This window comes from Bradyrhizobium sp. Ses1 (genome assembly GCF_059512365.1).
On record NZ_JCAMOQ010000023.1, the window covers coordinates 40,501 to 53,484 of the forward strand.

Annotated in this window: 15 protein-coding genes; 3 read left to right on the forward strand and 12 right to left on the reverse strand. The window is 65.4% G+C overall.

Annotated elements, in window-relative coordinates:
• Positions 1-77: 77 nt before the first annotated feature.
• The 10 genes from adhP to AC5ZG5_RS24710 all read right to left on the reverse strand — a co-directional run bounded on the left by adhP (position 78) and on the right by AC5ZG5_RS24710 (position 8,891).
• On the reverse strand, positions 78-1,103 hold the full coding sequence (gene adhP, locus AC5ZG5_RS24665) for an alcohol dehydrogenase AdhP (protein ID WP_028166333.1): 1,026 nt from the start codon (positions 1,101-1,103) through the stop codon (positions 78-80).
• A gap of 226 nt (positions 1,104-1,329) precedes the next feature.
• Positions 1,330-1,722 (reverse strand): DUF4189 domain-containing protein, encoded by a 393-nt coding sequence (locus tag AC5ZG5_RS24670; protein ID WP_456644428.1) that lies wholly within the window; start codon positions 1,720-1,722, stop codon positions 1,330-1,332.
• Positions 1,723-1,991: 269 nt separating this feature from the next.
• Positions 1,992-3,596: an NTP transferase domain-containing protein gene (locus tag AC5ZG5_RS24675; protein ID WP_130229682.1), complete on the reverse strand. Its 1,605-nt coding sequence runs from the start codon at positions 3,594-3,596 to the stop codon at positions 1,992-1,994.
• The gene (locus AC5ZG5_RS24680; RefSeq protein WP_456644429.1) at positions 3,593-4,294 is read right to left on the reverse strand and encodes an XdhC family protein; all 702 of its coding nucleotides are present in this window, start codon (positions 4,292-4,294) and stop codon (positions 3,593-3,595) included. The genes AC5ZG5_RS24675 and AC5ZG5_RS24680 overlap by 4 nt, the downstream gene beginning before the upstream one ends.
• A 2-nt stretch (positions 4,295-4,296) precedes the next feature.
• A complete protein-coding gene (locus AC5ZG5_RS24685; protein WP_456644430.1) occupies positions 4,297-4,620 on the reverse strand; it encodes an XdhC family protein in 324 nt (107 codons plus the stop codon).
• A 13-nt stretch (positions 4,621-4,633) separates the two neighbouring features.
• Complete coding sequence (locus tag AC5ZG5_RS24690; protein ID WP_456644431.1) at positions 4,634-5,836, reverse strand: vWA domain-containing protein; 1,203 nt, start codon at positions 5,834-5,836, stop codon at positions 4,634-4,636.
• Between the two features lie 145 nt (positions 5,837-5,981).
• Positions 5,982-6,890, reverse strand: coding sequence for an AAA family ATPase (locus AC5ZG5_RS24695; protein WP_130229678.1), 909 nt, complete (start codon positions 6,888-6,890; stop codon positions 5,982-5,984).
• A 37-nt stretch (positions 6,891-6,927) separates the two neighbouring features.
• Positions 6,928-7,734 (reverse strand): FAD binding domain-containing protein, encoded by an 807-nt coding sequence (locus tag AC5ZG5_RS24700; RefSeq protein WP_456644432.1) that lies wholly within the window; start codon positions 7,732-7,734, stop codon positions 6,928-6,930.
• 50 nt (positions 7,735-7,784) lie between these two features.
• Positions 7,785-8,270, reverse strand: coding sequence for a (2Fe-2S)-binding protein (locus AC5ZG5_RS24705; protein WP_028166340.1), 486 nt, complete (start codon positions 8,268-8,270; stop codon positions 7,785-7,787).
• A gap of 174 nt (positions 8,271-8,444) precedes the next feature.
• Positions 8,445-8,891, reverse strand: coding sequence for an SRPBCC family protein (locus tag AC5ZG5_RS24710; protein ID WP_028166341.1), 447 nt, complete (start codon positions 8,889-8,891; stop codon positions 8,445-8,447).
• Between the two features lie 191 nt (positions 8,892-9,082).
• Here AC5ZG5_RS24710 and AC5ZG5_RS24715 point away from each other — a divergent pair, with 191 nt between their 5' ends.
• The 3 genes from AC5ZG5_RS24715 to AC5ZG5_RS24725 all read left to right on the forward strand — a co-directional run bounded on the left by AC5ZG5_RS24715 (position 9,083) and on the right by AC5ZG5_RS24725 (position 11,949).
• Entirely contained in the window at positions 9,083-10,441 is a 1,359-nt protein-coding gene (locus tag AC5ZG5_RS24715; protein WP_456644433.1) for a 3-carboxy-cis,cis-muconate cycloisomerase, read from the forward strand.
• A gap of 141 nt (positions 10,442-10,582) precedes the next feature.
• Entirely contained in the window at positions 10,583-11,365 is a 783-nt protein-coding gene (gene pcaD / locus AC5ZG5_RS24720) for a 3-oxoadipate enol-lactonase (RefSeq protein WP_028166343.1), read from the forward strand.
• Positions 11,366-11,556: 191 nt separating this feature from the next.
• Positions 11,557-11,949 (forward strand): carboxymuconolactone decarboxylase family protein, encoded by a 393-nt coding sequence (locus AC5ZG5_RS24725; RefSeq protein WP_456644434.1) that lies wholly within the window; start codon positions 11,557-11,559, stop codon positions 11,947-11,949.
• Here the strand turns inward: AC5ZG5_RS24725 and AC5ZG5_RS24730 are convergent.
• The gene (locus tag AC5ZG5_RS24730) at positions 11,929-12,456 is read right to left on the reverse strand and encodes a hypothetical protein (RefSeq protein WP_456644435.1); all 528 of its coding nucleotides are present in this window, start codon (positions 12,454-12,456) and stop codon (positions 11,929-11,931) included. The genes AC5ZG5_RS24725 and AC5ZG5_RS24730 overlap by 21 nt on opposite strands.
• A gap of 191 nt (positions 12,457-12,647) precedes the next feature.
• Positions 12,648-12,809: a hypothetical protein gene (locus tag AC5ZG5_RS24735; protein WP_165435551.1), complete on the reverse strand. Its 162-nt coding sequence runs from the start codon at positions 12,807-12,809 to the stop codon at positions 12,648-12,650.
• Between the last annotated feature and the right edge of the window lie 175 nt (positions 12,810-12,984).

The following is a 12,984-nucleotide window of genomic DNA, read 5'->3' on the forward strand; positions in this document are numbered from 1 at the left end:
CCCGGAATCCATTCTTCCGCTTGCTCCCGCGGCCTGATGGATTCCGGGCTCGCGCCGCGGAATGACAAGGATGGGACTTAGGCGAAATCCAGCACCATGCGGCCGTCGATCTTGCCGGACTTCATCCGGTCGAAGATGTCGTTGATCTTCTCCAGCGGCACCTTGGTGATCTCGGCGTGCACCTTGCCGTCGGTGGCGAAGGCGATGGCTTCGTCGAGATCGCGGCGGGTACCGACGATCGAGCCGCGCACGGTGATGCGCTTCAAGACGACGTCGAAGATCGGCGTCGGGAATTCACCGGGCGGCAGGCCGACGAGGCTGACCGTGCCCTTGCGCCGGACCATCCCCAGCGCCTGCGCGAACGCAGCCGTCGACACCGCCGTCACCAGTACGCCGTGCGCCCCTCCCCCGGTCGATGCCAGCACCTTCTCCACCGCCCTGTCAGACAGCGCGTTGACGGCGAGATCGGCGCCGGTGGTGCGAGCGAGCTCCAGCTTGTCCTCGGCGATGTCGACCGCGGCAACCTTGAGCCCCATCGCCTTGGCATACTGGATCGCGACATGGCCGAGGCCGCCGACGCCGGAGATGACGACCCACTCGCCGGGCCGCGCTTCGGTCTCCTTCAGTCCCTTGTAGGTCGTGACACCCGCGCACAGGATCGGCGCCACCTTTGCGAAATCGACATTAGCCGGCAATCGCGCGGCGAAGGCGGCCGATGCGATGACATATTCGGCAAAGCCGCCGTTCACGCTGTAGCCGGTGTTGTGCTGGTGCTCGCACAGGGTTTCCCAACCGGTCTCGCAATATTCGCAGCGCATGCAGGCATCGTGCAGCCAGGCGACGCCGACGGCGTCGCCGACCTTCAGATTAGTCACGCCGGGGCCGAGCGCGGCGACGATGCCGGCAGCTTCATGGCCGGGAATGAACGGCGGAACCGGCTTCACCGGCCAGTCACCGGACGCGGCGTGAAGATCGGTGTGACACACGCCGCAGGCTTTCACCTTGACCAGAACTTCGCCCGGCCCCGGTTCCGGCACCGGCACATTCTCGATCTCGAGCGGCTTGCCAAAATTTCGGACAACAGCGGCTTTCATGGTCGGCATCTGTCTACTCCTTCGCTTTGGAAAGCAGACTAGCGGTGACCACCCTCTCGCCCTTTGATCGGTATCAAAGGGCGCGCCGAATGTGCGCGTGTGTCAGCGCGATGACAACTGCGACAAGTTGTAGCCCGGGTGGAACCAAGCGCAACCCGGGAAACTGTACCAGCGGCTCGAGCGCCCCCGGGTTACGCTGACGCTCCACCCGGGCTACGACGCTACAACGGCCACGCTAACCTTTGGCGTCGCAGGCCCAGGCGCGGATCACGCATTCCTTGCCGCCATATTCATAGCACTTGCGCGTGGCGGCGTTCAGCGAGCGCGAGATCTTCGGCTCCACGGCGTAGCCGTGGGCGCCGCAGGGATTCATCATGTCGATGGAGAGCGCAGCGCAGGCCCGCTTCATCGTGACGGTGGTGCATTCGCCCTTGCACTGCTTCAGCGCCGCGGCGCGCGCCTCTGCTTCGGCGGGATAGTCATAGGCCTGACCGTAGGCGCCGCATTTGCCAACCGCAAATGCGCCCGCCGCCCAGCTCTCGGTGATGAAACGCGTTAGTGCCAACAGCAACGTCAGCGCAAGAATGAACAGCGCGCGGCGTTGCGCGCGCCTCGTCGAGACAATCACTTTCCCCATCCCCCAGACAGCCGGCGGAACTCTAGCCGCCGGACGTTTCCACTTGGTGAACGGGAGGTTGAGAGAGAAGCAAATCACCGCGACCGTCATTGCGAGCCAACGGATCGCGCGAACGCGCGCCCGATGACAGGCTCCGCGAAGCAATCCATGCCTCCACAAGCGGCGAGATGGATTGCTTCGCTTCGCTCGCAACGACGTGGAGAGAGCGCCACGACTCCATCATCCGTCGTCCCGGGCTTGACCGGGACGACGGAAAGAGTTCACGCGCCGCGCGCGGCTTCGAGGGCTTGCGGGGTGTCGATGTCGAGGAAGGCGCTTTGGCCGTCGACGGGCACTTCGGCTACCGCTTCGGCATGCTTGGCGATCAGGTGGCGCGCGCCGATGTCGCCGTCGAGCGTCATCAATTCCTTGAAGAAGCGCCGCGACCACAGCACGGGATTGCCGCGCCTGCCTTCGCTGACGGGCACCGCGATCAAATGGCCGCGGTCGGGTGCAAAGGTGTCGATGAGCCGATCGATCAAGGACGCGTCGATCAGCGGCATGTCGCCGAGGCAGATCACGGCGCCGTCGACGCTGTCGGATACCGCGGAGACACCCGCTTTCACCGAGCTCGCGAGCCCGCCGGCGAAATCCGGATTGCGCACGAATTTCACCTTCAGCCCCTGCAGCGCCTGCTCGACCAGTTCGGCCTGATGGCCGGTGACGACGATCACCTCGGAGGCCTTCGACGCCAGCGCCTGCTCGGCCGCGATACGCACGAGCTTCTTGCCGTCGATCTCCGCAAGCAGCTTGTTGGGGCCGCCCATCCGCGTCGAACGGCCGGCGGCGAGCACGATGGCGGCGACGTTGCGATTGCCTTCGGTGTCGGAGCCCGTGCGCGGCTGCGGCCGCGTCACGATCTCCATCAAGAGCCCGCCTACGCCCATGCCGGTGAGCTCGGCCCGCGTGACCTTGATCCCCGCAAGCAGGCGCATCAGCACCCAGTCAAATCCGTTCTCGACCGGAGAGCGCGCGCAGCCCGGCGCACCCAGCACCGGCACCTTCCCCGCGCTGCCGATCAGGAGCAGATTGCCCGGATCGACCGGCATGCCGAAATGCTCGACCGCGCCGCCGATCCCGGTGATCGCGGCCGGGATCACGTCGCGCCGGTCCGCGATCGCGGAAGCACCGAACACGATCACGAGTTCGGCGCCAAGCGCGAGCAATTCCTTGATCGAGGCGGCCAGGGCCTTCTCCTCATGCGGCACGCGGCGCTCGGCGATAATGCTGGCGCCCGCGGGGGCGAGCCGCTCGGCGGTCACGCGGAGCGTCTTCTCGATCACCTTTGGCGACAGGCCCGGCAGCATCGTCGAGACGATGCCGACCTTCTTGATGACGTAAGGCGCAACCCGCAGCGTCTCGCGCGCGGCGACGGCGACCGCCGCGTCGCGCAAGCTCGCTTCGACGCCGAAAGGAATGAGCTTGACGGTGGCGATCATCTCGCCTTCGACCACCGGCTTGAACGCAGTCAGCGTCGCGAGCGTGATCGCCTCGTCGACGCCGTTGATGCGATCGACCGCGGCACGGTCGACCACCAGCACGCCGGCGCGTCCCGCGAACAAATTGGCGCGGCCGGTAAAGGCGCGCTCGACATTGACGCCGTCGCCGGCAATGGCCTGCGCGATGCTGGCCGCGGCAACATCTTCGGAGACGTCACCCTCATCGAGCCGCACGACGACGATTTCCTTCACCCCGGCCTTATCCAAGGCCTCCACTTCGGCAGGGCCGATCGTGGTGCCCTTCTTCAGCACCAGCGATCCCTGCCGCAGGGTGTGAACGGTGACGCCGCCAATCGCGTCACGCGGACTGGCAGGCCCGAACTTCATGCTGCAACTTCTTTCTCTTTCGGCGGCAACCGCAGCGTCGCGGTGATCTCCGCCATGATGGCGACCGCGATCTCCGACGGCGATACCGCACCAATGTCGAGTCCGATCGGCGCATGGATACGCGCGATGTCACTTTCCTTCGCGCCTTGGGCGCGCAGCCGTTCGCCGCGCTTGGCATGCGTCTTCCGCGAACCGAGCGCCCCGATATAGAAGCACTCGCGCTCGAAGGCATGCAGCAGCGCAGGATCGTCGATCTTGGGATCGTGCGTCACCGCGACGAAAGCCGTGTAGTGATCGACATTGAGCGGCGGCAGTGCGACGTCGGGCCATTCCGCGACCAGGGGCACGTCAGGAAAACGTTCGGGGCTCGCAAATGCCGTGCGCGGATCGACGACGGTGACGTCATAATCCAGCGACCGCGCCAGCGGCGCCAAGGCCTGGCTGATATGGACGGCGCCGATGATCACGAGCTTTGCGGTCGGCGCATAGACGTTGAGGAACAGCTTCTTGCCGCCGACTTCGACATTGGTGCTCTTGCCCATGCGCAATGCTTTGGAAAGCTCGGCATTGAGCGGATCGGTGGCAAAGTCCTTTGCCTTCACCAGCCGCTGCTCGCCATTGGCGGTATCGGTGACGACGATCACCGGGCGCCGCGCGGCGCGCTCGGCATTCAGCTCTTTCAGGGTTTCGAGCTTCACGGCTAGCCCACCTTCTCGACGAAGACGCGGATGGTGCCACCGCAGGACAGGCCGACATTCCAGGCGGTCTCGTCAGCCACGCCGAATTCGAGCATCCTCGGCTGGCCGCTCGAGATCACGTCGAGTGCCTCAGTCACCACGGCGCCTTCGACGCAGCCGCCCGAGACCGAACCCAGGAACGTACCCTCGTCGTTGATGACGAGGCTCGATCCAGCCGGACGCGGCGCCGAGCCCCAGGTCTCCACCACGGTGGCCAGCGCCACCCCATGGCCGGCGTTCTGCCAGTCCTCAGCCGCCTTCAGGATGTCTTCGTCGCGATTGAGCATTTGAGAACCCTCTTCAAGCTACGGAGCGGATCAGGCTGCGATGATGAGGCGGCGGCGGGGCCGACAGCGCCGCGATCAGCCCCTGGATGGAACTCAAGTTATGCACCGGGCGGAATTCGTCAACGTGGGGCAGCATCATTTTGATGCCCTGCGCCTTGGGCTCGAAGGCGCTGTAGCGCAGCAGCGGGTTGAGCCAGATCAGGCGGCGGCAGGAACGATGCAGCCGGTCCATCTCGAAGGCAAGCTTGGCGTCCGCCTCGCGCTCCAGCCCGTCGGAGATCAGCAGCACGATCGCGCCCTGCCCCAGCACCCGGCGAGCCCACAGCTTGTTGAAGGTGTGCAGCGAGGTCGCGATCCTTGTGCCGCCGGCCCAGTCCTCGACGCTCGAGGAGCAGCTTGCCAGCGCCTCGTCGGGATCGCGCTGCCGCAGCGCCCGCGTCACGTTGGTCAGGCGGGTGCCGAACAGGAACACCGAGACGCGCTTGCGGGCATCGGTGATGGCATGCAGGAAGTGCAGGAACAGGCGGGTATATTCGCTCATCGATCCCGAGATATCGAGCAGCGCCACGATCGGCGCCGGCTTGTCGATTCGGCCGAGCTTGCGGATGTCGACGATCTCGCCGCCGGTGCGCAAGGAATTGCGGATGGTGCGGCGCATATCGAGCCGGAGGCCGCGGGCGTCCGGCCGGTAGCGGCGCGTCTCCAGCTCGGCCTGCGGCAAGCTCATCTTGGCGATGGCGCGGGTGACCTCGGCGATCTCGGCCGCGCTCATCTGCGCAAAGTCTTTCTTCTGCAAGATCTCGCGGTCGGAGACCGAGAGCTCGAGTTCCTGCGCCTGCTCCTGCGGCCGCTCCTCGCGGCTCGCGGGCTGCGACAGCGCTTCCTGCACGCGGCGCGAGGCCGGCGGCGGCTTCTTCTTGGCGTGGTCGGGCAGCGGCACCGAGTCCAGCATGCTCTTCCACTCCTCGGCGGCGCGGAAGAACAGGTCGAAGGCCTGGGCAAAGATCAGCGCATGCTCATGGCGCTTGACGAAGATCGCTTCCAGCGTGGCGTAGAAATCGGCGCGGTTGCCGACTTCGATGAGCTGCAGCGCATTGAGCGCGTCGATCACCGAGCCCGGCCCGACCGGCAACCCGGCCGCCCGCAGCGCGCGGGCAAAGCCGACGACATTGTCGGCCATGTGCCCGGTCGGCGGCGCAAGGTGGTTGATGGGCATCTATCCTCACCTCACCGTCATTCCGGGGCGCGACGAAGTCGCGAGCCCGGAATCCATCCTACCGCAGAACAGGTGGCGAAATGGATTCCGGGCTCGCGCTGCGCGCGCCCCGGAATGACGACTGTCGTGTATGACGCGCGAGCAGCTACGTCTCGCTCGTCGCTTCCTTCAAAACCTTCTGCAGCGTATCGCCCTGCATGCGCGCGATGTCATCCTGGTACTTCAGGAGCGCACCGAGGGTCTCGCCGACCACTTGCGGCGTCAGCGAGCGGGCATCCAGCTCCGAGAGCGCGGTGGCCCAGTCGATGGTCTCGGCGACGCCGGGCGACTTGTAGAAATCCTGGTTGCGCAGCGCCTGCACGAAGCGGACCACCTGCTGCGACAGCTTGGCCGAAATATTCGGCACCCGCGACTTGACGATCGCGAGCTCGCGCTCGGCTGTGGGATAGTCGACCCAGTGATAGAGACAGCGCCGCTTCAGCGCGTCGTGGATCTCGCGGGTGCGGTTGGAGGTGATGATCACGATCGGCGCCGCCGGCGCCTTCACCGTGCCGAGCTCGGGGATCGTCACCTGGAAGTCCGACAGGATCTCCAGAAGATAGGCCTCGAACGCCTCGTCCGCGCGGTCGAGCTCGTCGATCAGGAGCACCGGCGGGCCGGCGACGTCAGGCTCCAGCGCCTGCAGCAGCGGCCGCTTGATCAGGAAACGCTCGGCGAAGATGTCGCTCGCGAGCTGGTCGCGGTCAGTGTCGCCGGAGGCTTCCGCGAGGCGGATCGCGATCATCTGCGCCGCGCTGCTCCACTCGTAGACCGCGGAGGCGACGTCGAGGCCCTCATAGCATTGCAGGCGGATCAGCTTCCGCCCGAGCGCTGAAGACAGCACCTTGGCGATCTCGGTCTTGCCGACGCCGGCCTCGCCTTCCAGGAACAACGGCCGGCCCATGCGCAGCGCAAGATAGGTCACGGTCGCGAGCGACCGCTCGGCGAGATAGCCGCGCGAGGTCAGGAGCTCGAGCAGCGCATCGACTGATTTCGGGAGCGTCGATGCGGTCATGGGAAAGCCGGTGTTGGAGCCAAAGCAGCCTGCACTATCACGCTTTAGCGTTAGCAGCTTCGACCGCCCGGCGCGCCAGCACCCCGATCAAATGCGCGCGATATTCGGCACTGCCATGCAGGTCGCTGTTCAGCCCTTCCGGGGATACGTTGATCCCCTCCAGCACCTTGGGCGAGAAGCGCTTCTGCAGGGCCTCCTCGAAAGCGGTGACGCGGAACACGCCGTCCGAGCCGGCGCCGGTCACGGCAACGCGGACGTCCGACGGACGCCGTGCCACGAACACGCCGACCAGCGCATAGCGCGAGGCCTGGTTACGGAACTTGACGTAAGCCGCCTTCTTCGGAACCGGAAACTGCACCTTGGTGATGATCTCGTCGGCCTCGAGCGCGGTCGAGAACAGGCCCTGGAAGAACTCCTCGGCCTTGAGCCGCCGCTTGTTGGTGACGATGGTCGCGCCCAGCGCCAGCACGGCGGCCGGATAGTCCGCGGTCGGGTCGTTGTTCGCCAGCGAGCCGCCGATGGTGCCGCGATGGCGCACGGCGGGATCGCCGATCCCTCCCGCGAGGTCGGCGAGCGCCGGGATCGCCTCGCCGACGACGGCGGAGCTGGCGACGTCGGCATGCTTGGCGGTGGCGCCGATCGCAAGCGCGCGGCCTTTCATCTCGATGGTGTCGAGGCCTTCGACATGGGAGAGGTCGACCAGATGCGGCGGGCTCGCGAGCCGCTGCTTCATCACCGGCACCAGCGTGTGGCCGCCGGCGATCAGCTTGGCATCCTCGTTCTTCACCAGCAGATTGGCGGCCTGTCGCACGGTCGCCGGACGATGATACTTGAATTCATACATTGGAATGCCCCGGAATTTTCAACAGCGATCGCGATGCAATGCGCTGAGGTTCAAGCGAGATCGGACTTCGCCATCGCCTTGGCGCCGGCGGCGATCGAGGCGACGATGTTCTGATAGCCGGTGCAGCGGCACAGATTGCCTTCGAGCTCTTCGCGGATCACCTCGTCGGAAAGCTCGTTTCCCTTGCGGTGCACCATGTCGACCGCGGTCATGATCATGCCGGGCGTGCAGAAGCCGCACTGCAGGCCATGATTCTCGCGGAACGCTTCCTGCATCGGATGCAGCGGCCCGCCATCCGGCGCCAGTCCCTCGATGGTCTTGACCTCATGGCCGTCGGCCATCACCGCAAGCGTGGTGCACGACTTCACGGCCTTGCCGTCGAGATGCACGACGCAGGCGCCGCATTGCGAGGTGTCGCAACCGACATGGGTCCCGGTCAACCGCAGGTTTTCACGCAGGAATTGAACGAGAAGGGTACGGGGATCGACGTTAGCGGTGACGGGATTGCCGTTCACGATCAGGGAAATCTTGGCCATCAGCACTCTCTTGATCTGCTCTGCCGCATATCGACAGAACAGGCGTTTATAACCGTTCCAAAAGCCATAATATGGGCCATCACCGCAATGGGCAACCTCGCCCCTCGCATGGCCGGATGACGTCGTGCCGTTCTGGCGCCGTTGTGCGGCGCCACTAGTCTTTATTTATTTGACTCAGCCTTGCACGGCCTTGGCGAAATTCGCGAAGAATTCATCGGCCAGTTTCTTGGCCGCGCCGTTGATCAGGCGCTGGCCGAGCTGGGCGAGCTTGCCGCCGATCTGCGCCTCGACGTTGTAACTCAAGAGTGTGCCGCCATCCTTCTCGGCAAGCGCGACCGTCGCGCCGCCCTTGGCGAATCCGGCAACCCCGCCCTCGCCTTCGCCCGAGATCTTGTAGCCGTTGGGCGGATCGAGATCGGACAGCATGACCTTGCCTTTGAAGCGTGCCGAGACCGGGCCGACCTTCATCTTGGCAACGGCGCGAAAGCCGTTGTCCTCGGTCCTCTCCAATTCCTCGCAGCCGGGGATGCAGACCTTCAGCACCTCGGGATCGTTGAGCTTGGCCCACACGGCCTCGCGCGACGCCGCAAGCTGGACTTCGCCGGTCATTGTCATTGCCATGAGAGCCTCCCCGATCGCATCGAACCAACACCCAAGTAAAGCACGGCGGCCACAAAGGAAAGACCGGCATCCGACCACGAGCGATGCATATTCGCAGCGCAGCAAAACGGAGACCGCCCCTTGTGATGGCGCCGGGCTCGATCAAGAAGGGCCATTGGCAGCGGCAGCCGGGAATGATTAGGTCGCGCGCGATGAGCACATCCCTTTCCCCTCTGCTGGCACCGATGCTGTCAAGCGCCGCGATGCGCGCGGTGTGCGACGATGCCGCTTGCTTGCAGAATATGCTTGATTTCGAGGCAGCGCTGGCGCGCGCCGAAGCAGCGGTCGGCGTGATTCCGAATGCCGCGGCCGGCCCGATCGGCGCGGCGTGCAAGGCCGAATCATTCGACCGCGCGGCGCTCGCGGAAGCCGCCGTTCGGTCGGGCAACCTCGCGATCCCGCTGGTCAAGGCGCTCACCGCCGAGGCGGCCAAGGCCAGCAAGGAGGCCGCGCGCTATGTGCATTGGGGCGCGACCAGCCAGGACGTCATCGACACCGCGACGATGCTCACCCTGCGCGCCGGCATCGATGTGTTGCTCGCCGAACTCGACCGCGCCATCACAGGCTTTGCCAAACTCGCCCGCGAGCATCGCGACACCGCGGTGGTTGCGCGCACCTGGCTGCAGCATGCGCTGCCGATGCCGTTCGGCCTCAAGCTCGCCGAATATGCCGCAAGCCTGCACCGCTCGCGGAGGCGCCTGCAGCGGCTGCACCGCGAGGCACTGGCGCTGCAATTCGGCGGCGCGGCCGGCACGCTGGCTGCGCTCGGCGACAAAGGCATGGCGGTGGCGGAAAAACTGGCGCAGGAGCTTGGCCTGCCGCTGCCGGAGGCGCCCTGGCACACCCACCGCGACCGCATCGCGGACATCGCCTCCGCCTTTGCCATCGTCTGCGGAAGCTGCGGCAAGATCGCCCGCGACGTCTCCTTGATGATGCAGACCGACGTCGCCGAGGCGTTCGAGCCATCGGGCGAAGGCCGCGGCGGCTCCTCCACCATGCCGCACAAGCGCAATCCCGTCGCCGCCGCAACCGCGCTCGCCGCCGCCACCATGGCCCCCAATCTCGCCGCGACGATCCTTGCCGCGCAGGTCCAGGACCACGAGCGCAGCGCAGGGCCGTGGCATGCAGAATGGCCGACCTTGCCGACGCTGATGCTGGTCACATCAGGCGCGCTCGCCGCCATCGTCGACATCGCCGAGGGCCTGGAAGTCGACGCTGCGCGCATGCGCGTCAACCTCGATGCCACCCGTGGGCTGATCATGGCCGAAGCGGTGTCGATGGCGCTCGCCGAGAAGCTCGGCAAGAGCGAGGCGCATCATCTGATCGAAGCCGCCAGCAAGAAGGCCGTGGCCGAGCAGAAACACTTGCGCGACGTGTTGAAGTCCGATCCACGGATCACTGCGCAACTCGCCGCGGACCGGATCGAAAACCTGTTCGAGCCAATGTCCTATCAGGGCGCCTCGCAGGCGCTGATCGACCGCCTGCTCGCCTCGCTTGAGGATTTGTCGTAAGACCTCCGCTGTCATTCCGGGGCGCGCAGAGCGCGAACCCGGAATCCATCGGGCCACATACCCGGGTGGTGAAATGGATTCCGGGCTCGATGCTATCGCATCGCCCCGGAATGACAGGAAAGAAACGAGGGAACGCAGACCATGCCGATGATCGACGCCGACGGATGCCTACTCAACGTCCAGGTCGAAGGCCGCGACGGCGGACCGACGCTGATGCTGTCGAATTCGCTGGGCTGCACGTTGCAGATGTGGGAACCGCAGATGAAGGCGCTGACGCAGGTGTTCCGCGTCATCCGCTACGACCGGCGCGGCCATGGCAAGTCGCAGGTCCCTCCCGGCCCCTATTCGATGGAGCGTTTCGGCCGCGACGTGCTGGCGATCCTCGACGACCTCAATATCGAAAAGACGCATTGGTGCGGCCTGTCGATGGGCGGCATGGTCGGGCAATGGCTGGGGGCCAACGCGCCCGAACGCTTCGGCAAGATCATCCTCTCCAACACCGCCTGCTACTACCCGGACCCGACCAACTGGCACAATCGCATCAAGGCGGTGAAGGAAGGCGGCCTCGCCGCGGTCGCCGACACCGTGATCGCGGGCTGGCTGACGGCGGATTTCCGCGAGCGCGAGCCGCAGATCGCAGCCCGGATGAAGGCGATGCTATTGGCCTCGCCAGCGGAGGGTTACATCGCCTGCTGCGAAGCCTTGAGCACGCTCGACCAGCGCGAGCTGCTCCCGAAGATCAAGAGCCCGACGCTGGTGATCGCCGGCCGTCACGATATGGCAACGCCGATCTCGGCTGGGGAATTCATCCGCAGCCGCATCCCGGGTGCCAGCATGACGATCCTCGATGCCGCGCATATTTCCAACGTCGAGCAGTCGCACGCCTTCACGGACGCCGTGGTCGGCTTCCTGACGCAACGCTAGTGCAGCGCACTCTGCACCACCTCTCCCATCGGGAGAGGTCGCGCCGAAGGCGCGGGTGAGGGGTTACGGTCCTTCATGGGCACCTGAGTCCCCTCACCCGGTTTGCGCTGACGATGCTTCGCATCGTCAGCGCAAACCGACCTCTCCCCGCCGGGGAGAGGTGAAGAGACGCCCGAGCAAGGAGAGGCATCATGGACGACGACAAGCGCCGCGACGAGGGCATGACCCAGCGCCGCAAAGTGCTCGGCAATGAATGGGTCGATAAATCGATTGCCAATCGCAACGCTTTCAACACCGACTTCCAGGACCTGATCACGCGCTATGCCTGGGGCGATATCTGGACGCGGCCGCATTTCGATCATCGCACGCGGCGGGTACTGGTGATCGGCACCATGGTCGCGCTCGGGCAGTGGGACGAATTCCGTCTGCATGTGCGTGCCGCCCTCACCGAAGGCGGCTTTTCGCCTGACGATATCAAGGAGATCCTGCTGCAGCAGGCGATCTATTGCGGCGTCCCCGCCGCCAACCATGCGGTGAAGGAAGCCTCGGCGATTATCGCCGAGCTAGGGCTGTTGAAGGGATAATTTGCCGGCGGCCACGCTGGTATCGGCTTGGTCGCGCACCTCGGCCAGCCGCGGCGCGGCGCCCTCGACCACCAGCACAATGCCGATGCCTACCAGCATCAACAGTTCGGTCGCATGCAGCCGCAGCGCCTCGGCTTCGCCGGCCACGGACGCCGCCAGCATGCTGACGAAGCTGAGCACGCTGCCGAGCACGAGCGCCATACCGAGCGTCTCATCGCCGCCGCCGCGCTCGCGCACCGAGCGAAGCGAAAGCAGCACCAGATACAGCGTGAAAAAGGCAACTGTAGTGATCCGCACCAGCGCCAGCAGCCAGGCGATACGCACGCTCGCGATGCCCGACAGATGCAGATGATCGCTGATGAAGAACCCGATCGACACGCTCGGCCTTTCATAGAGACCGCGGACCGGCGAGGCCATGATCTGGAAGGCGATGCTCGCCCACGTCGGGATGAAATAGGCCGCAAGCAGCGCGCCGCTGAATGAGCTGATCCGCCAGTTCGTCGACATCTGCCGCTCCCTGCTGTTCCGCTCGCCCGACGCCGCGATGGCGGGTATGTCGCGAGGTAACTTCGTTGGAACTGAAGCGGCAATCTAAACCCTTTATTAACCTTAATTGGGGCGGTCCGCTGTGGACGGCGTCCAAAAGAAAGTCCCGCCTTTCGGCAGGACTTCCCTTTTGCTCTCGCTTGGACGGGAAACTAGCGCACCTGACCCGGATCCTGGGGTTGGCCAGGTTTCTGGCCCTGACGGTTCGGGTCTTGCTGCTGCTGGCCGGGCTTGCTGCCGCCGCCCTGCTGCTGGCCGGGCTTCTGGCCCGGATTTTGATTCTGCTGACCCGGGTTCTGGTTCTGACTGGCCATTCACAAACTCCCTGGTTGGACCTGGTCCCTTCGAACCAGGCACGGGCCAACGCGGGAACCAGGACGCCGTTTCGGTGGGAACCGTCACGTCACGGTGAGGCAAATGCTGGATCGGGAACCGCCGGTAAAACTACCTCTGTACAAGCCCTTGATGCCGCAGCTAGCGCTGTTGCCG